The organism is Legionella pelazae, assembly GCF_052527395.1.
On record NZ_JBNVZS010000005.1, the window covers coordinates 183075 to 203734 of the forward strand.

The window sequence follows — 20660 nt, forward strand, 5'->3', positions numbered from 1 at the left end:
AACCTGAAAGTTGGTTAATGTCCCAAAAACACACAAATTAACTTATGAAAATTATTAATATCTAGCAAAGAAAAAGGAGAATATATTTCTTAGTTTTTTGATAAGATATATTCCATTATAGGGAAACAGCCTGTAGCTAGATTGAGTTTTGCAACATTAGTTGCGCCCATTTTTTCATAAAACTCAATCACTTTCGGAATATTATCTGATATGAATCGAAATGAATTCCAATTTTCTTTTTTAGCAATTTCCTTCGCTTTATTCCAAAGTTGTTTTCCATAGCCATGACCTATAAAGGTGTTATCTATAAACAATAAATCCAATTTAGCAAATTGTCTTTTGGAGGAAGGAGCACGCATCCCAATAACGCCTATGGTTGTACTCTGGTACTTAGCAGTTAGTAAGATACTATCTTCAATATAGTAGGCATTAGGCCCCCAAGTTTGAACAAAGTCCATTACATACTGTTCTTTATTGGGATGAAAGTGGGATTTTGAGCGAATGATTAAGTTTACTATTTCAGGCAACTCTGACATATCTGCGTTTTTAAAAGTTAAGATAGTCATACGTAACTATAAATTTATCTAATGAAGTATTCTAAAACTTAATTCTACCATTAGGCAATGATTAAACTATTCTAGTGTTCTAAAGCCCAATATTCGGAATTTATATTATTTAATATAGTCTGCAATTATTAGCCTACTTTTCTTTTGATAACTCTTTATTTTTTTATCTTACTGTTTATTAAATCGTTATTTATCCGGTACAATAAAGCAGCGCTTACTACAGAGGGAATACTGGCTAAAAATGCAAATCGCAAAGTGTATTGTTCCGGAAGTAGAAAGGCGAGGGTTTATACGTATACCAAAAGCTAGAATTGTCAATCTAGACAATCTAAATCAAAGCTATTTTATTGGTAGAAGTTAACTTTAATAAGCTATTATACAGAGTTTTATTTTTCTACTATTAAACTTTCTTTTATGAAACCTAATCATCTATTAAAAATAATTTTAGCTAGTGCTTCTCAAAGACGCTTACAAATATTGAAAGAGCATGGATTAAATGTTGTTGTTATGCCTGCCAATATTGAAGAAATTCAGCAAAAAGATGAAGAAGCTAAAAAATACGTAACGCGACTTGCCAGAGAAAAAGCGCAAACTATTTTGCCGCAAGTTAATTTAGATATGGCGGATTTAATTCTGGCAGCAGATACTACAGTGGCTTATCAGAATCATATTTTAGAAAAACCGCAAGACCGCAATGATGCATATAGGATGTTAAGTATGCTAAGTGGCAAATCTCATGAAGTCTATACTGGTTATGCCTTAATTTTTCTGCCAGAAAAACGCTGGTGGATTGACTGTGTAACAACGAAAATTACTTTTCATACCCTTACAGAGCAGCAAATACAAAATTATATTGATTCAGGAGATCCCTTTGATAAAGCTGGAGGTTATGGCATTCAGAATGTATATAATACGTTTATTAAAGAAATAAAAGGCTCTTATTACAGTGTTATGGGTTTGCCTATTGAGGAAATTTTGAAATATATTTCTCTTAATCGTTCTAGTTAACTTTAAACATAAACCCTGCAAAATAAAAGGGGTAGTATTCTTCATTATATGAATCGTCTTTAATAAAGTCGTCATGTAAGCGACATTTAATTAAAATAAATAATATCAGGCATAAATTTAAGCATCAAATATTATAATAAATCTAACGCATTAATACTTAACGTTTGTTTCAACCCATTTAGCAAAAGCATCAATAAAATTTTTTAAAAAATCTTTCGTGTTTTCATTAGTTAGATTATTTTTATCATCAAATAATTTTGTCGCATTACCAATGTAGGCTTCTGGTTGCTGCATACAAGGAATATTTAAGAAAACAAAACATTGTCTTAAGTGTTGATTGGCACCAAAAGCACCTAGCGCGCCGGGTGAGGTGCTTATTACTGCTCCAGGCTTGCCATCCCAAGCACTTTGACCATAAGGCCGAGAAGCGATATCTAGTGCATTCTTTAATACACCCGGAATTGAACGATTATACTCTGGTGTAACAAATAATACGCCGTCTACACCTTTAACTTGATTTTTAAATTCTACCCAGGGCTTTGGCGGGTTACTTTCCTCATCTTGATTAAATAATGAAAGTTTATCTATTTCAATGAATTTTAAACTTAACGTCTGAGGTGCAAGTGACACTAAAACGTTAGCAATTTTACGATTCCATGAGTCTTTACGTAAGCTTCCGACAATTACACCAATATTGTATGTTGTCATCATTGTTCCTTTGATAATTAGTTAATTTCCTTTTTTAGCTATTAGCGTTTTAAGTGTAATTTAATTAGTTAATTTACACCAATTTATTAGCCGAAACCGCTTATAAATTCTTTATTATGTACTAAAATTAATATGGGTTCGACACAAAGGGAGCAAGGTCTCTTTTTAAGTCATTAAACAAATATTATCAATAGAATTACTTAGTTTAAGTTATAGAAATTATGAGAAAAAACAAACGTTATCATCATGTATTACCTAATAGTAAAGTGGGATGGGATATAGTTAAGGATAATGCAATTCGTGCTACTAGAAGGCAAATTAAAACGCAACAATTAGCCACTGAAATTGCTAGAAAAATTAGCAAAAATCAAGGCACATCTTTAATCGTCCATGGCAAGGATGGAAAAATTCATCGCAAAGTCCGCAAAAAAGAGCATCAGTCAGACAACTCTAATTCAATATACTGAGCCTTACTAGCTAAAAGAATTCTTTTTGCCTATATTTTACACTAGAATAATTAACGATAAGACGCTCATGGACATTAAGAATCCTCTTTTATTCCTTTTTTTTATTACCTTTTTAAATCCAATTTTTGCTACTACTGAAGAAGGTGAGAAAGCGTATAATCAACAACATTATGAGAAAGCATATCTTCTCTTATTTGAAGAAGCGGAGAGAGGTGATGCGAAGGCGCAATATTTATTAGGTAAAATGTACTATAACAGCCAAGGGGTTACTTATAATCCGCAAAAAACTGAACAATGGTTATTGTCTGCTGCCAAGCAAGGTAACGTTGATGCGCAAGTTTTGTTAGCTGACTTTTATTGGTATCAAAAGCCACCAGAAAGTTATCAAAAGGCGCTTGAATGGTACAAAAAAGCAGCAGAGAAAAAAGAGCCTCAAGCGCTCTATAGCCTAGGCTATATGTATGAAAATGGGAATGGTGTGCCACGTGATTATAATATGGCAATGTCTTATTATAAAAAATCAGCACAAGCAGGCAATTCTGAAGCCGCTTTAGCAATAGGTTATATGTATGATATGGGGATAGGGGTTAATAAGGATTTAACTCAAGCCATGCAATGGTACATTAAGGCTGCCAATCAAGGTAATGCCAGCGCTCAATATAATCTTGGTTTATTGTATCAATATGGAGAAGGAGTGCCTAAAGAGGAGAGTAAAGCTTTTGATTTCTTTCAAAAAGCGGCAGATCAAGGTCATGCTAAAGCACAATTACAACTAGGTACTTTTTATGATGTGGGTAATGTTGTTCCAGCCAACTTTGAAAAAGCATTTTTTTGGTATAAAAAAAGCGCTGAGCAAGGTAATGCTAACGCTCAATATAATATAGCTGATATGTATTTCTATGGTGAAGGTATTGATAAAGATACTCAGTTAGCGCTTAACTGGATGCGTAAATCAGCAGAGCAAGGTTTAGGTAAGGCACAGAATAAATTAGGTATCTTCTATCGCGATGGCATTGGAGTCTCTCCAAATCGGATAGAAGCTTATGCATGGTTTTCTACGGCTATAGCTAATGACTTTACTGATGCAATTAAAAATCGAGATGAATTAGAACAACAACTAACGCCTGATCAATTACAGCAAGCAAAAAAGTTAGCAGATAATTATACTTTGCGGTATAAAAAGCCAAACGAGTAGCTAAAAAATTGGATTAACTTTAGATAGAATAAAGATGGACGCTAAACATACCTAGTTAATTAATTTGCTTAATACTTAATTAATTTTCTAATATCCTGTATAAGTCAAGTCATTTAACCTAATTCAAAAGAAGTAATACCATAGATTTGTTCGTAAGCTAATTGAGGCTCTTCTTTTAAATACATGCGCGCCGTAGAGAAAATCTTATTACTTTTATATTTTTTTACTAATTCTACAGCATAAGGATTATGTTCAGGAATATCTAAATAGACTGTTTCTCCCGCAGCATAATGTGCAAGATTTAAAAACAGTAGTTCAGCGATTTCAGGTGTAGAGGCAAATAAAGGACCAACTTTATAGCCAATTTGACAAGCGCGAATAACACCATAGCCAAGTAATTCTCCTTCATTAATGAACCCTAAGCTTACCGCGCTTTGCTGATTTATCCACGCCTGTAAAAAATTATCCCTAGCTGCCGGGAAACACCGTCTGTCAAACTTAATTAACTTCTTAAAACTAATTTGTTTTAAGGGCACAATCTTAGCATGATTGTCCATTTGAGGTGAAAGGTTAGTAAATTGATAGCGAGCGTTAGTATGAGCGAGCTGAAAACCTAGACGCTCATACTTTTTTAGCATAGCCATAACACCATCTAAGCCAACATTCCGGTTACCAAAATAATTTAAACAGTGCTTGGTTAATTCTAGACCATATCCTTTATTCCGGTAAGCTTGATCAACGATATATAAGCCAAAAAAACCAAATTTTTCGCTGTAAATAACTGCTGAGCTGACAGCAATGGTTTTGTTATTTAACTTTCCTACGAAAAATCCCAAAGGATCGGCCTGATGAAAACAATCGCCGTCATTGAGGCCTGGGTTCCAACCCTCTTTTGCGGCCCACTCTATGGTTAGCTTTATTTCTTCTGGGCCAATTCGTTTAATAAAGTAATTATGCATGGTAAAATAAATAAATTTTTAATTACTTTTTCATTTAATTAAAAAAATTTCAAGATAAATTTATGAGTTATTGTAATTGGCTTTTCAATAAAGTTGCTTGTATAGTTAAATAGTTACTTCTAAAAACTGATTATCTTAAACAAAAAGTATTTCCATTAACTACATTAAGGATTGATGATGTTAAAAAAAATAATCACTTTAGGCATTTTTCTAATTTCGTTAGTTGGTTCTACGAATGTACTTGCAGCTTGTCCTGGAGCAGCTTTACCATCAAGTCCAGCATTTTGTAGTTCCTTTAAAGTATCTGCTCAATGTCACTGTACGAGTTCTGGTTTACCTAAATCAATTTGCAGTAATATGCACCAGTTATATCAACGTATGCTTGCGATATTTGGTACTTTAGAGCGAGCTTGTGCATATCAGCGTGAAACACCTGCTCAAGTCTGTATTGATTCATGGAATTGTTATCGCAAAGGTGGTAAAGACTCTAAGGGTAGATTATGTAGTGGCACAGGAAAAGCTTGCAGATAATTTAGTAAATATAAATTTTGCTTTAAGTGAATTCTAATGCATAAAATTATTAATTTTTTAAGAGGCTGTTTTTTTATGGCTTTACTGTCAAGTATTGCCCAAGCAGAAATAGCCTCTCCCTCAAATACTATATATCTTGGCTTATCAGCAGGGTATGGTTCAACTACTTGGGAAGGCTTAGTACCTTCGGAAAAAAATAAAAATGGTGCCATGACTATCTCAACACCTATTCGGGTGCAGGAAGGTGGTGGAATGTGGGGGGTCTTTTCAGGATACGAGTTTAATCCTTATTTTGCAATTGAGTCACATTATCGGCATTATCCATCTGCGCATGTGAAGTTTGATAAAGATAGCTTATTTGCTTTTAATCATGATACGACTCATTTTATTAGCCATACAGAGGTCACTGGCCTTATAGGTAAAGTTATGTTGATCATACCTAATACCCAAATAAAGGTTTACTCCGGGGCAGGGGCAGCTATTATTCATCGTTACGATAAAATTAATAATGATCGGCGAATAACACCGACGTTTGATATGGGTTTTAATATACAGCTAAGCCGCCATTTTATGTTGGGCTTTAATGGTAATTACACGGCAGGTTATGGTGAATCAGAAATTGACCCGGCTAAAGATTATTTTCCATTTCTCTATTCTATTTTTATGAATTTAACTTATCGCATCTAAGTTGATCTATAGGTTAATAACCAACTAAATTAATTTAGCTACAAGACTTAAATTCTAATTAGCAGTATAACAAGGCAGTATTACCAACCTTTACTAGTGCAAATTTGTTCATAAGCTTTAGTAATTTTTTGCGTCTTATCATTAGCCATTTTAATCATTTCTTCTGGTAACCCTTGAGCAATAAGTTTGTCAGGATGATTTTTACTAATAAGCCGACGATAGGCTCTTTTAACTTCTTGTTTTGTAGCTGATTGACTAATTTCTAAGAGTGCATAAGCTTGTGCTAATGAATTAGGTGGGGATGTTTGATAATTGTAATTTCGATTACCTTGATAAGACCCCCGCTGCCTTGAGGAAGAATGTGACGAAGACTGAGAGCGGGTATTTCGTTGGTAGTGGAAATCTTCATAAAAGCGATATTGTTGGCGTAGAGGTGCAAAACCTAAGCGTATAAAAACAGAATCGAGAACTTCAACTTTCTTTTCATTTAAACCATCTACTTGGGCTGAGCGGTATTGAATATCCATGAATAATTTTAATAACTCAAGGTTATCTCGGCAAACACTTCTTAAAGTAGATAGCATGGTGTCTAAATTAAAGTGTTTATTTTTACCCTGTTGAAAAAAGCGTTTTGCTAATGCTCTTTGTTCTTTACCAAGACGCATTTCATTCATTAATTGTCTAGCCATCTGAATTTCATTTTCCGAAACCCGGCCATCCGCCTTAGCAACATACCCCATCACTGTAAAGGTTGCCTGAAAAAAAATTTTTTGAACGGATTTGCGCTTCTCATCATGATATGTCCAGTGAGGGCGTGAAAAATGAGAAACTAAGCCTCTATCAAAAAGGTTACCAATTAATATACCAAAAAAAGCGCCAACAGCGCCGGCTATCAAGTAGCCAAAGAAGCATCCTAGAATTTTTCCCCACCAAGCATGGGTGGTAAAGAATTGACGAAAATTCACTATTATAGTTCCGATAGGGTTATATTTTTAATCACAACTCGACCTAAATGTTATTATTTATAAAGTAGAAAGGTCCTTGTTAATTTTAGCCCTAATTTTGCCAGGTGTTTTGAAGAATTACGAGTTTTATTAAGTTTTAACAGACTTTATAGGCTAATTTTAATATTTTCTTCTAGAATTTGTGCTTTTATAACAGGTATAATGGCGTATTTTGTTATAAATTTTTATATGCGCCAAATTTATTCTTTTTTATTCTACTGTTTAAGCCCTTATTTACTTTTACGCTTATGGTGGAAAGGGCGAAAGTTACCTGCTTACAGACAACGTATAAATGAACGGTTTGGTTATGGTAGTAAAACAAAAGCGTTCTATGATGTATGGATTCATGCTGTTTCTTTAGGCGAAGTCATTGCTGCAATTCCTTTAATTGAAGCACTATTGCAAAAAAATAAGCAATTATTAATTACCACTATGACGCCCACTGGTGCAGAAAAAGTTCAAGTTCACTTTAAAAATCGCGTTACGCATCGCTATATTCCTTACGATTTACCTCAAGCTTTGCGACGATTCTTTAAATTTAATAAGCCCCGTCTAGGCATTATTATGGAAACAGAACTATGGCCAAATCTTATTACTATCGCAACTAAAGAGACAATACCTTTATTATTATTAAATGCTAGATTATCTAGACGCTCTTATGAGGGTTATAAAAAAGTTAAATATTTGTTTAAGCCCTTGTTAAATAATTTTAATTTAATTCTTGCGCAAAGCGCAGAGGATGCTTCTTATTTTAAACAGCTAGGTGCTAAAGAGAATAAAGTACAAATTGGCGGTAATATAAAATTTGATTTACAAATTCCGCCAGCTAATGTGCAATTATTACAATTTGATAAATATTTAGGTGAAAATAGAATAAGACTTATTGTTGCAAGTACACATGAAGGGGAAGAACAACTTATTTTAGCCCGCTTAAATCAATTAAAAGCTCATATTCCTAATCTTTTATTATTAATTGCACCTCGCCATCCCGAGCGTTTTTCAAAAGTTTATCAGCTATCGTGCAAAATGGGTTTTAAAACCGGCTTAAGGAGTCAAATAAAAAGTGAAATAAGCGATGAAGAGGTTATTATTTTAGATTCCATTGGTGAGTTACTGACCTTTTATCAAATCAGTCATTATGCGTTTATAGGTGGTAGTTTAGTTCCCGTTGGCGGTCATAATGTACTTGAACCTATTGCAATGCAAGTTCCAGTTTTTAGTGGCAAACATATGCATAATTTTAAAGCAATTTGCAATGCATTAGAAGAAGCTAGCGCAATTATATTAGTTGATAATTCAGATGAATTAGTTGCCAAACTTATAGAACTTCACAAGCATCAAGATAAACGACAATCTTTAGTAAAGAATGCAACACAAATTTTAAATAAAAATAAAGGTACAGTGACACGCTATCTGCATCAGATTGATAGCTTGTTAGAAGTTTGAGAATATTTTCTTTAAGATTTAAACATACCTCATGAATAGTGAGTGCAGAGGAATAGGCTCATTATAGAAAAGAATGAAAGGTCTATTAATAAGCATTTTTTTCCTTACCGACCTCCCGTGACTTGCCTGTGGAATCCAATCATCCTGCCAACGTCCCGCAGCTTGTCCGCGGGATCTAGTGATGTAATTAGTTCACTAGATCCCGCAAACTAGTTACGAGACGTTGGTAGATTGCGAAGAAAAATGAGTTAACTGCCTTGATTTTGTCTCTCTTTTATTTCAGAAAGGGTTTTGCAATCGATACAAAGTGTTGCAGTAGGCCTAGCTTCTAGACGGCGTAAACCAATTTCTATGCCACATGCTTCACAATAGCCGAAATCTGCGTCCCTTAAACGTTCAAGGGCGTCTTCAATCTTTTTAATAAGCTTACGCTCTCTGTCACGTGTACGTAATTCTAAGCTAAATTCTTCTTCCTGACTGGCACGATCAGATGGATCGGGAAAATTAGCTGCTTCGTCTTTCATATGGGATACAGTTCTATCTACTTCTTCCATAAGAGACTGACGCCATGCTAGTAATATTTTTTCAATATGCGCTAGCTGCTTTTCATTCATGTACTCTTCACCTTCAGTTTCTTGATAGAAGGGAATACCCATGTTACCTGTAGCATCACTTTTAAATTTTGACTTAACTGATTGCGCTGGCATAATTGCCTCCCACGTTGGTACTTATCCACATACACGCCCTATCCTTGTTCATAATAACAAAAGCCTCAAGCGCATATTAAGCGAAAATAATTCTAAAATCTTTTATATTTATATAAGTAATTTAGAATTAACTGCACTTAACTTGCACTTAAATCTGACTTTTTTCTCAAGATTTTCTTCTTGCCACTAAAAGAATCAGATGCAAACCTAAGGGCATGACAATTAAAGGCGCTTAGATATACCAAAAATTAGCTCTGTCATCAACTAATTATATACTTTCCTACACTAACTCGGTCATGTCCTTGTAAATCTTGCCAACATCTTACATCTTGATAGCCATAATTATTAAGCATAGACGCAACTGCAGATTTTTGATCAAAACCGTGCTCTATTAATAATAGCCCGTTTGGTTTAAGTCTCGCAATACTGTGTTTAATAATGTGTTCTAAAGCAGCTAACCCATTGGAACCACCAACTAATGCAAGTTGCGGTTCAAAACGTAAATCACCGGAAAGTAAATGTGGATCATTGGCTGCAACATAAGGTGGATTGGAAACAATAGCATGGAATGTCTTCGTCTCTTCGATTTTGGAGAACCAGTCAGAATAACAGAAGTGAACATTAGACAAATTTAAAAGATGAGCGTTTTTTTTAGCTGTTACTAGTGCGCCTTTGCTACAGTCACAAGCTGTAATTTCCCAGTCTGATCTTTCCTTAGCTAAAGCAAGCGCTATGGCGCCACTGCCTGTCCCTAAGTCTAAGATACGCGCCTTAGGGTAATCTTTTAATAAATTTAGAGTGATTTCGACAAGCAATTCTGTTTCAGGCCGCGGAATAAGTGTTTCTTCATTGACTTTTATAGGTAGGGACCAAAACTCACGAGTTCCAATAATATAGGCAACCGGAATGCCAAGTGAGCGGCGTGCAACAAATCGTTGAAAAAGCTTGAATTCTTCTTTCGTTAACCCAGCTTCAGGATGAGTATAAATATAAGTACGGGTTTTACCCATGGCATGCGCTAATAAAATCTCAGCATCGGCTCGCGCATCTCCTTGAATATATTCGGCTAATTGCCTTATTGCAAGCTCAAGAGCGTCTTTAACGGTATTATTCATGACGTCCAAGTTCTGCAAGAAGCTCAGCATGATGCTCACGTTTGAGCGCATCAAGTACAGCTGATATATCACCTTCAATAATATCAGTGAGCTGATAAAGCGTTAAATTAATCCGGTGATCGGTTAAACGACCTTGAGGAAAGTTATAAGTACGAATACGCTCTGAGCGATCGCCTGAGCCTACAAGAAGCTTTCTTGTCTGAGCTTGTTCTTGCCGTTGCTTACTTTGCTCTGCATCAAGTAAGCGGGTTTTTAGTAAAGCCATTGCTTTAGCGCGATTTTTATGTTGAGAGCGCTCATCCTGACATTCTACGACCACGCCAGTAGGTAAGTGAGTAATACGAATAGCTGAGTCGGTTTTATTAACATGCTGTCCACCGGCTCCTGAAGAGCGATAAGTGTCAATACGTAGTTCATCAGGATTAATTTCGATATCGTCAATTTCTTCAACTTCAGGCAAGATAGCAACGGTACAGGTTGAAGTATGCACTCTGCCTTGAGATTCTGTTGCAGGTACACGTTGTACACGATGTGCACCAGATTCAAATTTTAACTGTGAATAAACAGCATTACCTGCAATTCGTGCAATAATTTCTTTATAACCACCGTGCTCGCCAGCATTTGCGCTAACAACTTCAACTTGCCAGCCTTGGTTCTCAGCATAACGACTATACATCCGAAATAAGTCACCAGCAAAAATAGCAGCTTCATCGCCGCCTGCTCCTGCTCGTATTTCTAGGTAGACATTACGTGAATCATCAGGATCTTTAGGAACTAAATGCCACTGTAATTCCTCTTCAAGTCGTTCTACTTTTTCTTTAGCCTCATCAATTTCTTCAGCAGCCATACTCGCTAATTCTTGATCGGAGCCAGATATCAACTCCTCTAGCGATTTAAGATTAGATTCTGCTTGTAAATAAGTATTGTAACAATTCGCTAAAGGCTCTAGTTGAGCATATTCTTTAGATAAATTTTTAAATTGATTTTGGTCTGCAATCACTGAAGGCTCTGAAAGTAGATGGCCTACTTCTTGAAAGCGTTCTAATAATTGTTGCAATTTTAATTCAAGCGATTTTTTCATAAAGTTACGGGGTCATTTTCGGTGTTAAATAAGTAATGAGTAAGATCAAGTAACTCTTGCCTGCCATCCCAAGCTGCTTGTCTTAAACCAATGGTAGGATGATGGGTTAATTTATTTACAAGTCTATCGCAGAATTCACGTAAGACTAAATCTTGATTAAGTCCGCTAGATAATTTTGTTTTTGCACGAAGTAGTTCCTCTTCAGCAAGCAATTTCATACGTTGGCGATAATCACAAATAACTTCTTTGGCTCGTAGTGATCGATGCCAACGAATATAATTATCTAATTCGCAATCAATTAATTGTTCTGCTTGTAGTGCTGCTAAGCGTCTTTCACTCATCCCTTGTTCAATCATAATTTGTAAATCATCTATATTATAGAGACTTACATTTTTTAATTTACTCACATCAGGTTCAATATCTCGCGGTACTGCTAAATCTAAAAAAAACATTGGCGCATGATTGCGCTTTGCCAGTGCGCCTTCTACTAAGCTTTTATTAATGAAAGGTAGCGGACAAGCAGTAGCAGAAATGACTACATCAACCTGCGATAAGTGTTCAGGAATATCACCAATAGTTAAGGCCTCGCCATTAAAGTTCATTGCCAATTGTTGAGCATTTTCTCGTGTGCGACTTGCTATTTTAAAGCGATGCATACCTTGCTTATGCAAATATTTTGCAACTAAAGTGGCTGTTTCACCCGATCCAATTAAAAAAACATCCAGATTTTTAGAATTAGAAAATAATTTATTAATAAGTTGTACTGCTGCATAAGCAACTGAAACTGGGTTTATACCTATACCACTACGAGTTCTAACACGTTTACTGGCCTTAAAAACATATTCAAAAATGAATCGTAAATTAGTCTTTATAGTTCCGGCCTGGCAAGCTTGCTTATAAGCTTGCTTCATTTGACCTAGAATTTGAGGCTCACCAAGCATCATGGAGTCTAATCCACTAGCAACACGTAGGGTATGTTTTATACCTTGTTCACCAGGATACAAGTAACAAAAAGGCAGTAAATCATGTTTAGCTACTTGATGTTCCTCTGCTAGCCAAGGAATTAATTCCCTAGGGTCCTCTGTTTCACAATAAATTTCTGTACGATTACAAGTTGATAAAATAGCTGCTTCATTGACTGCAGATTGAGCAATTAAATTTTGCAAAAAGTCGCCTTGCACTGCCGGTGGTAAGGCAATTTTTTCACGAACATTTAGGGGAGCTGTTTTGTAATTGAGCCCACAGGCAACAAATACCATATATTTACACGGTTACGCTATAATTATGAATTGTAAACCAAAACTGTTTTCATTTATAGACATCATAAAAATTTAAGATTGAATTTTAACATTAAGGATTAAATTTGCAAAAGAATCAATGGCTTCACTTAGCTAACCCATGGAAACACTGATAACTCAAGACATTCTAACTTATGCCGCTAATTATAGTGATTCCTTTTATAAGGAGCAGGAAATGGAAATTATCTTGCAAGGTAAACATACTAATGAAGAAGTAGCTGAAAGTTTATTAAGTGTATTGCGTTTATTTAAAGAACATTATCAAATTACTCAATTTCGAGAAATTCGTTTAAACGTTACCTTATTGGATGACCAAGGCGATGATGTGGAGTTAGTGGATAGTGAAACTAACCAAGTTTATCGAACATTTGAGGTGTATAGAAAAGGGTGTGAATTAAATTCTGGACGCACACGTCGTCCTGTGTTGCAATTAGTAGTTGATAATACACGTTAATTGGGATTTGACATGCTTATTGCTTTACTCGCTATCCTTTTAACTTTGATATTAGTTGTGGGTTTGCACGAAGCAGGTCATGCAATAGCGGCAAAATTATTTGGCGTAAAGATCCAACGTATTTCAATTGGTTTCGGTAAACCTATTTTATCTTGGAAAGATAAAAAGGGGCAGGAGTGGGTATGGGCCATATGGCCTCTGGGCGGGTATGTTAAGTTATTAAACTCGCGTATTGAAGAAGTTAAGCCTAATAATTATTCTTTCTGTTTTGACAAGAAGCCAGCTTGGCAGCGTATTGTAATTCTTTTAGCGGGTGGGGTAGCTAATTTCTTAGTCGCCTTGCTGGTTTTAACTATTTTTTATATGACAGGTTATCAGCAATTACTGCCAATAATAAAAGAGGTTAATCCCCAAGGTGTTGCGGCAACTGCAGGTGTTAAGGCATCTGATCGTTTTGTAAGTATTGAAAATTGGCCAACAAACTCTTGGCAAGAAGTTGGAAATGTCTTGATTGTTAATTTAGGTAAACCTGATGTTATTGCCACTGTCGCTGATGTAAATAACCAGGAAAGACAATTAAAATTAAATCTAGCTACTCCTTTTACTAAAAATACTAAAGGTCTAACGGGCTTCTTAGGCGTGACAATTGATAAATCACCTCAATATAGAAAACACGTTGCTCCTAAACCATTTTTAACAGCTATTAAGGAAGCATTTAATACTATCGTTCGGATGGTCGTTTTTTTAATTTTAGCTTTAAAACAAGTTTTAATTGGCGCTATCCCTTTTTCATCATTGCTTGGGCCAATCGGTTTAATCTCAGTTTCCGTTGGTTCTTTAAATCAAGGCGTAATTATCTTTTTATATTTTATAGCAAATTTTAGCTTGGCAGTGGGTCTAGTTAACTTATTTCCTATTCCCGGTTTAGATGGCGGTTCAATTATGTTAACTGTAATAGAGAAGATTCGTGGCAAACCTATTTCTATTGCCTTAGAAGTACTCCTTTATCGTTTAGCATTTATTGCTTTTATTGTTTTTGTAATTCAATTAATCTCAAATGATTTACAACGTATGGTGCACTAACTCGGTTGTTTTGATCTGGATCCCGCGAATACTGCGTATTTTACGGGATAACGTTCGTTATGACATAAAAGAGCTTTGTCTCTTTTATGTCTAACTCACGTTACTTTATAGAAGCTCTGGCTATACACCATACATCAACGCGTTGAACATGTTGCCTTTTTAGTAATTTTGCAACCTCATTTGCTGTATTTCCTGTTGTTATTAGATCATCAATAATAGTTATATGCTGATAGCGACTTGATTTAGTTGTAAATGAGGCCTTTAAGTTTTGATGCCGCTGTTTTCTAGATAAAGTCGCTTGAGGTGGCGTATTTATAGTTTTGTGTAAAAGGGTTAAGTCTACAGGGACGCTTAAATAGTTAGACAATAATTTAGCTAATATGACAGATTGGTTAAATCCTCGACTATATAGTCGTTTAGGATGCAAGGGTATAGGTATAAAGCAGTCAGGGCGGTAGGATTGACAGGGCAGGGCATCTAGCATGAATTTAGTTAGCAAAACACGTAAATAAAGTGCTTGATGGTATTTAAATTGATGAATGAGTGTTCGTAGTGGCTCTTCAAATGCATAAGCTGTTAATACTTGATCATAGTCTGGCTTTTGCTTGATACAATAGCCACACTGCAAGATAGAATCACTAAGTAATGGGACTCGACAAATTGAGCATGCATATTTTAGAGGGATAAAAAGTTCTAAGCAGGGATTACAAATAGCAAGTTGTTCCCGATGATATTGATTACATAAGACACATACTGCAGTTAGACGTAGTATTCGTGATATACTTGCGAGCTTTTGAAACATAATCCGTTGGACTTCCTATTAATTAAGCGTCTATATGATGAATCCTAAAACAGAAATTTGCAATGCCTTTAATCAGCATGCCGCCCATTATGAACAAGCAGCGAAAGTTCAATCCGAAATAGGTAATCGGCTCTTTAACCGTTTAGATTATTTAAAAATAAGTCCGCGCTTTATACTTGATTTAGGTTGTGGGCCTGGTATTTTTACTACTTTACTAAAAAAGAAGTATCCGAAAGCCATTATCATAGGGGTCGATATTGCTTATAAAATGCTATTACAAGCTAAACAAAAACAAAAACTTTGGCGCAAATGGTTCTTGGTTAATGCCGATATGGTGGCATTACCTTTTATAGATGGATTATTTGATTTAGTTTTTGCTAATCAAGTTATCCATTGGGGAACATTAGCGTCTTTAATTCGCGAGTTAAATCGAGTGATGTCGCCTAATGGTTGTTTCATGTTTTCAACGTTAGGGCCAGATACCTTTAAAGAATTAAAACAAGCTTGGTCGCTTGTTGATAATTATGCGCATATTAATAGTTTTATGGATATGCATGATATTGGTGACTGTCTATTAAGTGAGCGGTTTTTAGATCCTGTTGTTGATATGGAGTATTTAACTGTTCATTATCGTAATCTAAAAGAACTTATTTCTAGTTTAAAAGCCCAAGGTGTACGTAATATAAATCCGGCCCGCAATCAAGGCTTAACTGCAAAAGGCCGCTGGAAGGCTTTTGAGAAGAACTATGAATCTTTCCTTACAAAAGATAAATATCCTCTTACTTATGAAATAATTTATGGCCATGCATGGAAAGGAGAGCAGCATCGTTTAGAGGCAGGTATTGAAACATTTATTCCAGTTTCTAAAATTGGCAAGCGCATTTCTTGATTTCTATTATAAATAGCTATAATTTAAGTCATATCGTCCTATAGATAACGCATTGTTTTTTATATTGGCATTAGTGGATTGATTAGTTTAAGAGAATAATTACTTAAAAACAGATATGTGCTTTCTCATAGATGTAAAGGTATTATTCTAATCATCATAGATAACTATGAGTGCCAGGAGCTATTATGAAATTTGTTAGTCGATATGTCTCGCATCAACCTAATGCAGAAGGGCTTATAGATTACTCCCAGGAAGAGAATAGTATCTGGCAGCAACTATATGAAAGACAAATGGCAGTTTTACCTAATCGAGCTTGCGATGAGTTCTTGAAGGGACTACAGATACTTAATTTACCATCCAATTGTATTCCACAGCTTCCTGATATTAGTTCTAAATTAGTCGCATTAACTGGTTGGCAAGTTAAACCAGTAGAGGCCTTAATCTCTGCGCGTGAATTTTTTGAGTTATTAGCGGAGCGATATTTTCCTGCTGCAACATTTATACGCTGCCAAGAAGAGCTAAACTATATTAAAGAGCCAGATATTTTTCATGAACTCTTTGGCCATTGCCCAATGCTAACTGATCCTGTGTATGCTAATTTTCTTTGTAATTATGCTTGTAAAGTATTGGCCTTTCCAGAGGGTCAATGGCCTTTATTACAGCGTTTATTTTGGTTTACTGTTGAATTTGGTTTAATTAAAACGGACTGTGGTTTACGCGCTTATGGAGGAGGAATTTTATCATCAATCAGTGAAACTGCTTATAGTGTTGAAAGTGATATACCTATGCGCGTTTTATTTGATCCGGTGGTTGCATTTCGCACACCTTATCGCATTGATAAGTTACAGCAAATTTACTTTGTTATTGACAAATATCAAGTTTTATATGATTTTGTTTGCCAGGATATAGAAAAATATATGCAGCGAGCGTGTGAGTTAGGAGAATTTCCGCCCTTATTTGAGGTGGAAGAAAATAACCCAAGTATTCATATTCGTGCCTGTTAAAAATGCTTTTATTATACTTTATAGGATGAATTGAAATATAAGAAAGGTAGCATGAAATCAATATGCAATTAAATGGGAATATTTTAAAGTAGTTTGATGATTTACTAAGGCAATTGCTAAGGTTTGAAAAGATTTAATAAATATCTTTAATTGTAATGCCTAGTTAGTCTTGTTAATATCGTCGTACTTTTGAATTGTGAGACCTCTTGCATACATGTAATTTTGCTTTAATACAAAGTTGTAAGCGTTACTGTATTGTTTATCGCTCAAATGTTGTCATCTTGCTATAGGCAAAAATACTTAGGTTATGCGAGGAGTTTATTGGCTGACAAACTGTCAAGGAGCATCGCTTGATCAAAATACTCATTGTTGATGACCATGCGTTGGTTAGAATGGGTATTCGCCGACTTTTAGAAGATTTGCCTGATATGGATGTAGTTGCTGAGGCTGCAAGTGGCGAGGAAGCCCTATTGTTGGTGAAATCTCACAGACCGGATGTCGTTTTACTGGATATGAAAATGCCAGGTATTGATGGATGGGAAGTAACAAGGCGTCTTAAAAAATCCAATCCTCATATTAAAATCATCGCGGTAACGGCAATCTGTGCCGAACCGCTACCCACACGTATTTTACAACTAGGCGCTATGGGTTATCTTACCAAAGAGTCTGGTGTGCAAGAAATGGCTGCAGCCATTCGTAAAGTAGCCAAGGGTGAAAAATATTTAAGTGCCGAGATTGCTCAAAAGATGGCTATTAATAGCCTTATGGCTGTTCAAGGTTCACCTTTTGACGCTTTATCAGAGCGAGAAATGCAGGTCATGTTAATGATTACGAGTGGCATGACAGTACAAGATATTGCTGATCGGCTGTTTTTAAGCACAAAAACTATCAATGGTTATCGTTACCGAATCTTTGAAAAACTGAGTATTAAAAATGATGTTGAGTTAACACATCTTGCCCTAAAACATAGAGTAATTGAAAAACCATCTGATGTACTGTTAGATGATAACTAACGTGAGTTAGACATAAAAGAGTCGAAGACTTTTTTATGTCGTACGAGCGTTTTAAATCAAAAATAGTAATTTAATATAAGAAGGAAAATCTTTTATAGCAAAATAATGTTAAATTGCTTTAAAATCAAACAAAGCAACAAAATTCATTTTATGCTACAGTTTAATCATGAATTCTCTCGGCACAGTAGTCTTGCAGTTATTCCAATGAAGTATCTATTCGTAATAATTAATCATGAGTAAACAAACTTTATCGAATGAATTAAGTAATTTTCTAGCTAATCTTACTAGGGAGCCTGGCGTTTATCGAATGTTAGATGCAAAAGGTAACATTCTTTATATTGGTAAGGCAGCTAATTTAAAAAAACGTGTCAGTAGCTACTTTTCTAGACAAGTGGTAGGTACGAAGACTCGTTCGTTAGTTAGCCAAATTGCTTCAATTGAAGTGACAATTACTAAAACTGAAACAGAAGCTCTCCTCTTAGAAAGTAATTTGATTAAAACATTACGCCCTAAATATAATGTTTTAATGCGGGATGATAAGTCATATCCTTACATTCATCTTACAACAGAGCATATTTATCCTCGATTAGAAATGTATCGGAGTAAAAAGAAACCGCAAAAGGGAACATATTTTGGGCCTTATCCAAGTGCGGGAATGGTTCGCGATACTTTAAGTACCATTCAGAAAGTATTTAAGATTCGAAATTGCCGAGATAGTTATTTTAATACTCGCTCAAGGCCATGCTTGCAATATCAAATAAAGCGCTGTACAGCGCCTTGTACAGGTTATATCTCTGCTGCTGATTACCAGCAGTCTGTAAATGATGCTGTTAAATTCTTGCAGGGAAAATGCCAAGACATCTTAAAAGAACTAGAAGCTCGTATGGAATCTGCTGTACAACAGCTCGCTTATGAACAAGCAGCAGTATTACGAGACCAAATTAAAAGTTTGCGTTTAGTGCAAGAACAACAAGGTGTGGTGCAATTACGGGGAGATGCAGATGTCATTGCGATTGAAGCTCGAGCAGGCTTTGCTTGCGTGCAATGTATTTCTATACGTGATGGTCATGTTATTGCCAGTCAAAGTTTTTTCCCCACAGTACCTGAACTATCTATACAAGAGAGTGAATTACGTCAACAAGTCTTAGAAGCCTTTATTTCCTTTTATTATGTTGAAGTTCCAGAACGAATTCCTGCATTACTAATTTTAGATGAGGCAGTAAACGATCTTAACCTCATTAAGGATATGTTAACTAAATTACGAGGCAAAGAATGTTGTATCCAAGTAAACCCCCGTGGTGTAAAAGCTCGTTGGCTTGAGTTTGCAAAGAACAATTTGCGTTTAGCTGTAGGTGAACATGAAGCTTCAGCAGCAACGATGGCAAAGCGTTATAACGCTTTAGCCACGCTTTTAGAACTTGAAAAACCTATTGTACGGATGGAATGTTTTGATATTAGCCATACACAAGGTGAACTAACGGTAGCATCTTGTGTTGTATTTGATGCAGGAGGGCCCCGTAAAAGTGATTATCGAAGGTTTAATATTACCGGCATCACGCCATCTGATGATTATGCCGCCATGCAACAAGTCTTATCACGACGCTATAAGCGATTGTTACAAGAGCAAAATCTACCTGATGTGTTAATTATTGATGGCGGTAGGGGTCAAGTCGGTGTTGCCAAGCGTGTTTTACAGGAACTCGGTATTGAAGGTGTGACTTTATTGGGTATTGCTAAAGGTATGGATCGAAAAGCAGGCTGGGAACGATTAATCCTTGTGGCTCAAGAAAAGGAAATGACCTTACCAAGCGATTCACCGGCATTACATTTATTGCAACAAATACGTGATGAAGCGCATCGCTTTGCCATTATGGCTCATCGTAAAAAAAGAAATACGGCCGGACTTGAGTCCTCTTTAGAAAAGATAGAGGGCGTCGGCCCTAAAAGACGGCATGCCTTGTTACAACGCTTTGGTGGTTTACGTGAGCTTGCTAAGGCACCTATTGAGGAAATTGTAAAAGTGGCCGGCATTAATGCCGAGCTCGCTGCTCGTATATACCAGCATTTACATCAAAGAAACAGTTAAACAGCACTTGCTATAACCTTGCTCACTAATCTGCAAATTCCATGTCATCTCCGCGCAAGTCTTTCCAATTAGCCTTAAGTTTTAGTTGAAAACATTTCTAATGAGAAATAGATGAAATGTATATAAGTGAAAGAAGTTAGCTGTATCCTGAGTTTAAGAAGTGGTACACCTAGAGAGTTTTCTCAGAAGAAATGAGCGGCTTATGTCTTAAAGATAAACGCCTTAACGCCCGCGCTAAGCAAATCATAGAGAGGCTTCATTATAGTGTGTTGTGCGTTACACTTGCCCTGGCAATATTTTGCAATATGGCCTAATTTAATAATTTGTTAATCAATTTGTGTAATAATATATCAAAATATATTTTCTGGGAGAGTATATGATTGACAAGATTTGGGTTTATGCGGGGACTGGCATTCGCTATGATGGCACTGTGGATATTCAAGCCCTTACAAATATCACACAAAAAAACGGCTTAACAGTAAAAGGCGATTTAAATGGTATCCCATTAGAATATATTACTAGAACCGCATGGCAAAAACGGGAAAGGGTTTGGATTC

General features: G+C 35.8%; 22 protein-coding genes. 13 read left to right on the forward strand and 9 right to left on the reverse strand.

From position 1 onward, the window contains the following. Positions 1–89: 89 nt before the first annotated feature. Positions 90–566: a GNAT family N-acetyltransferase gene (locus ACQUW5_RS07685; RefSeq protein ID WP_444990648.1), complete on the reverse strand. Its 477-nt coding sequence runs from the start codon at positions 564–566 to the stop codon at positions 90–92. Between the two features lie 414 nt (positions 567–980). Here ACQUW5_RS07685 and ACQUW5_RS07690 point away from each other — a divergent pair, with 414 nt between their 5' ends. Continuing rightward, positions 981–1574, forward strand: a complete 594-nt coding sequence (locus ACQUW5_RS07690; RefSeq protein WP_444990649.1) for a Maf family protein — start codon at positions 981–983, stop codon at positions 1572–1574. A gap of 150 nt (positions 1575–1724) precedes the next feature. Here ACQUW5_RS07690 and ACQUW5_RS07695 read toward each other — a convergent pair whose 3' ends face one another. Continuing rightward, the gene (locus ACQUW5_RS07695; protein WP_444990650.1) at positions 1725–2282 is read right to left on the reverse strand and encodes an NADPH-dependent FMN reductase; all 558 of its coding nucleotides are present in this window, start codon (positions 2280–2282) and stop codon (positions 1725–1727) included. Positions 2283–2503: 221 nt separating this feature from the next. On the opposite strand from ACQUW5_RS07695, the gene ACQUW5_RS07700 reads away from it, so the two are divergent. Continuing rightward, complete coding sequence (locus tag ACQUW5_RS07700) at positions 2504–2749, forward strand: DUF2188 domain-containing protein (RefSeq protein ID WP_444990651.1); 246 nt, start codon at positions 2504–2506, stop codon at positions 2747–2749. Between the two features lie 67 nt (positions 2750–2816). Further along, positions 2817–3944 (forward strand): SEL1-like repeat protein, encoded by a 1128-nt coding sequence (locus ACQUW5_RS07705; RefSeq protein ID WP_444990652.1) that lies wholly within the window; start codon positions 2817–2819, stop codon positions 3942–3944. Positions 3945–4057: 113 nt separating this feature from the next. On the opposite strand, the gene ACQUW5_RS07710 is transcribed toward ACQUW5_RS07705, so the two are convergent. Next, positions 4058–4903 carry a GNAT family N-acetyltransferase gene (locus ACQUW5_RS07710; RefSeq protein ID WP_444990653.1) on the reverse strand — a complete coding sequence of 282 codons (846 nt, stop codon included), beginning with the start codon at positions 4901–4903 and terminating at the stop codon, positions 4058–4060. 177 nt (positions 4904–5080) lie between these two features. On the opposite strand from ACQUW5_RS07710, the gene ACQUW5_RS07715 reads away from it, so the two are divergent. Then, the gene (locus ACQUW5_RS07715) at positions 5081–5434 is read left to right on the forward strand and encodes a hypothetical protein (protein WP_444990654.1); all 354 of its coding nucleotides are present in this window, start codon (positions 5081–5083) and stop codon (positions 5432–5434) included. 75 nt (positions 5435–5509) lie between these two features. Further along, positions 5510–6121 (forward strand): outer membrane beta-barrel protein, encoded by a 612-nt coding sequence (locus tag ACQUW5_RS07720; protein ID WP_444990655.1) that lies wholly within the window; start codon positions 5510–5512, stop codon positions 6119–6121. Between the two features lie 80 nt (positions 6122–6201). On the opposite strand, the gene djlA is transcribed toward ACQUW5_RS07720, so the two are convergent. Continuing rightward, on the reverse strand, positions 6202–7086 hold the full coding sequence (gene djlA / locus ACQUW5_RS07725) for a co-chaperone DjlA (protein WP_444990656.1): 885 nt from the start codon (positions 7084–7086) through the stop codon (positions 6202–6204). 228 nt (positions 7087–7314) lie between these two features. Between djlA and waaA the strand changes: the two genes are divergently transcribed. Then, positions 7315–8571, forward strand: a complete 1257-nt coding sequence (gene waaA / locus ACQUW5_RS07730; protein ID WP_444990670.1) for a lipid IV(A) 3-deoxy-D-manno-octulosonic acid transferase — start codon at positions 7315–7317, stop codon at positions 8569–8571. 248 nt (positions 8572–8819) lie between these two features. Here the strand turns inward: waaA and dksA are convergent, their stop codons facing one another. From dksA to hemA, 4 genes are all read right to left on the reverse strand, one after another. Further along, positions 8820–9278: an RNA polymerase-binding protein DksA gene (dksA, locus tag ACQUW5_RS07735; RefSeq protein WP_115331598.1), complete on the reverse strand. Its 459-nt coding sequence runs from the start codon at positions 9276–9278 to the stop codon at positions 8820–8822. A 260-nt stretch (positions 9279–9538) separates the two neighbouring features. After that, positions 9539–10393, reverse strand: coding sequence for a peptide chain release factor N(5)-glutamine methyltransferase (gene prmC, locus ACQUW5_RS07740; RefSeq protein ID WP_444990657.1), 855 nt, complete (start codon positions 10391–10393; stop codon positions 9539–9541). Further along, entirely contained in the window at positions 10386–11474 is a 1089-nt protein-coding gene (prfA, locus tag ACQUW5_RS07745) for a peptide chain release factor 1 (RefSeq protein WP_444990658.1), read from the reverse strand. Before prfA ends, prmC begins: the two co-directional genes overlap by 8 nt. Further along, entirely contained in the window at positions 11471–12733 is a 1263-nt protein-coding gene (gene hemA, locus ACQUW5_RS07750; RefSeq protein ID WP_444990659.1) for a glutamyl-tRNA reductase, read from the reverse strand. Before hemA ends, prfA begins: the two co-directional genes overlap by 4 nt. 214 nt (positions 12734–12947) lie before the next feature. Here hemA and ACQUW5_RS07755 point away from each other — a divergent pair, with 214 nt between their 5' ends. Beyond that, positions 12948–13226, forward strand: coding sequence for a hypothetical protein (locus ACQUW5_RS07755; RefSeq protein ID WP_115332557.1), 279 nt, complete (start codon positions 12948–12950; stop codon positions 13224–13226). A 12-nt stretch (positions 13227–13238) separates the two neighbouring features. Next, complete coding sequence (locus ACQUW5_RS07760) at positions 13239–14309, forward strand: M50 family metallopeptidase (protein ID WP_444990660.1); 1071 nt, start codon at positions 13239–13241, stop codon at positions 14307–14309. 100 nt (positions 14310–14409) lie between these two features. Here ACQUW5_RS07760 and ACQUW5_RS07765 read toward each other — a convergent pair whose 3' ends face one another. After that, complete coding sequence (locus ACQUW5_RS07765; protein WP_444990661.1) at positions 14410–15111, reverse strand: ComF family protein; 702 nt, start codon at positions 15109–15111, stop codon at positions 14410–14412. A 37-nt stretch (positions 15112–15148) separates the two neighbouring features. On the opposite strand from ACQUW5_RS07765, the gene bioC reads away from it, so the two are divergent. The 5 genes from bioC to ACQUW5_RS07790 all read left to right on the forward strand — a co-directional run. Further along, complete coding sequence (gene bioC, locus ACQUW5_RS07770; protein ID WP_444990671.1) at positions 15149–16000, forward strand: malonyl-ACP O-methyltransferase BioC; 852 nt, start codon at positions 15149–15151, stop codon at positions 15998–16000. Between the two features lie 185 nt (positions 16001–16185). Continuing rightward, on the forward strand, positions 16186–17004 hold the full coding sequence (gene phhA / locus ACQUW5_RS07775; RefSeq protein WP_444990662.1) for a phenylalanine 4-monooxygenase: 819 nt from the start codon (positions 16186–16188) through the stop codon (positions 17002–17004). 350 nt (positions 17005–17354) lie between these two features. Then, entirely contained in the window at positions 17355–18017 is a 663-nt protein-coding gene (gene letA, locus ACQUW5_RS07780) for a two-component system response regulator LetA (RefSeq protein WP_444990663.1), read from the forward strand. 232 nt (positions 18018–18249) lie between these two features. Further along, positions 18250–20103 (forward strand): excinuclease ABC subunit UvrC, encoded by a 1854-nt coding sequence (uvrC, locus tag ACQUW5_RS07785; RefSeq protein ID WP_444990664.1) that lies wholly within the window; start codon positions 18250–18252, stop codon positions 20101–20103. A gap of 376 nt (positions 20104–20479) precedes the next feature. Beyond that, the coding region (locus ACQUW5_RS07790; protein ID WP_444990665.1) for a hypothetical protein at positions 20480–20660 on the forward strand (181 nt) is incomplete at its 3' end.

Excerpts from the sequence above, each read along its gene's own strand:
- ACQUW5_RS07685 (WP_444990648.1), bottom strand. The coding sequence starts at position 566 with ATGACTATCTTAACTTTTAAAAACGCAGATATGTCAGAGTTGCCTGAA.
- ACQUW5_RS07690 (WP_444990649.1), top strand. The coding sequence starts at position 981 with ATGAAACCTAATCATCTATTAAAAATAATTTTAGCTAGTGCTTCTCAA.
- ACQUW5_RS07695 (WP_444990650.1), bottom strand. The coding sequence starts at position 2,282 with ATGACAACATACAATATTGGTGTAATTGTCGGAAGCTTACGTAAAGAC.
- ACQUW5_RS07700 (WP_444990651.1), top strand. The coding sequence starts at position 2,504 with ATGAGAAAAAACAAACGTTATCATCATGTATTACCTAATAGTAAAGTG.
- ACQUW5_RS07705 (WP_444990652.1), top strand. The coding sequence starts at position 2,817 with ATGGACATTAAGAATCCTCTTTTATTCCTTTTTTTTATTACCTTTTTA.
- ACQUW5_RS07710 (WP_444990653.1), bottom strand. The coding sequence starts at position 4,903 with ATGCATAATTACTTTATTAAACGAATTGGCCCAGAAGAAATAAAGCTA.
- ACQUW5_RS07715 (WP_444990654.1), top strand. The coding sequence starts at position 5,081 with ATGTTAAAAAAAATAATCACTTTAGGCATTTTTCTAATTTCGTTAGTT.
- ACQUW5_RS07720 (WP_444990655.1), top strand. The coding sequence starts at position 5,510 with ATGGCTTTACTGTCAAGTATTGCCCAAGCAGAAATAGCCTCTCCCTCA.
- waaA (WP_444990670.1), top strand. The coding sequence starts at position 7,315 with ATGCGCCAAATTTATTCTTTTTTATTCTACTGTTTAAGCCCTTATTTA.
- dksA (WP_115331598.1), bottom strand. The coding sequence starts at position 9,278 with ATGCCAGCGCAATCAGTTAAGTCAAAATTTAAAAGTGATGCTACAGGT.
- prmC (WP_444990657.1), bottom strand. The coding sequence starts at position 10,393 with ATGAATAATACCGTTAAAGACGCTCTTGAGCTTGCAATAAGGCAATTA.
- prfA (WP_444990658.1), bottom strand. The coding sequence starts at position 11,474 with ATGAAAAAATCGCTTGAATTAAAATTGCAACAATTATTAGAACGCTTT.
- hemA (WP_444990659.1), bottom strand. The coding sequence starts at position 12,733 with ATGGTATTTGTTGCCTGTGGGCTCAATTACAAAACAGCTCCCCTAAAT.
- ACQUW5_RS07755 (WP_115332557.1), top strand. The coding sequence starts at position 12,948 with ATGGAAATTATCTTGCAAGGTAAACATACTAATGAAGAAGTAGCTGAA.
- ACQUW5_RS07760 (WP_444990660.1), top strand. The coding sequence starts at position 13,239 with ATGCTTATTGCTTTACTCGCTATCCTTTTAACTTTGATATTAGTTGTG.
- ACQUW5_RS07765 (WP_444990661.1), bottom strand. The coding sequence starts at position 15,111 with ATGTTTCAAAAGCTCGCAAGTATATCACGAATACTACGTCTAACTGCA.
- bioC (WP_444990671.1), top strand. The coding sequence starts at position 15,149 with ATGAATCCTAAAACAGAAATTTGCAATGCCTTTAATCAGCATGCCGCC.
- phhA (WP_444990662.1), top strand. The coding sequence starts at position 16,186 with ATGAAATTTGTTAGTCGATATGTCTCGCATCAACCTAATGCAGAAGGG.
- uvrC (WP_444990664.1), top strand. The coding sequence starts at position 18,250 with ATGAGTAAACAAACTTTATCGAATGAATTAAGTAATTTTCTAGCTAAT.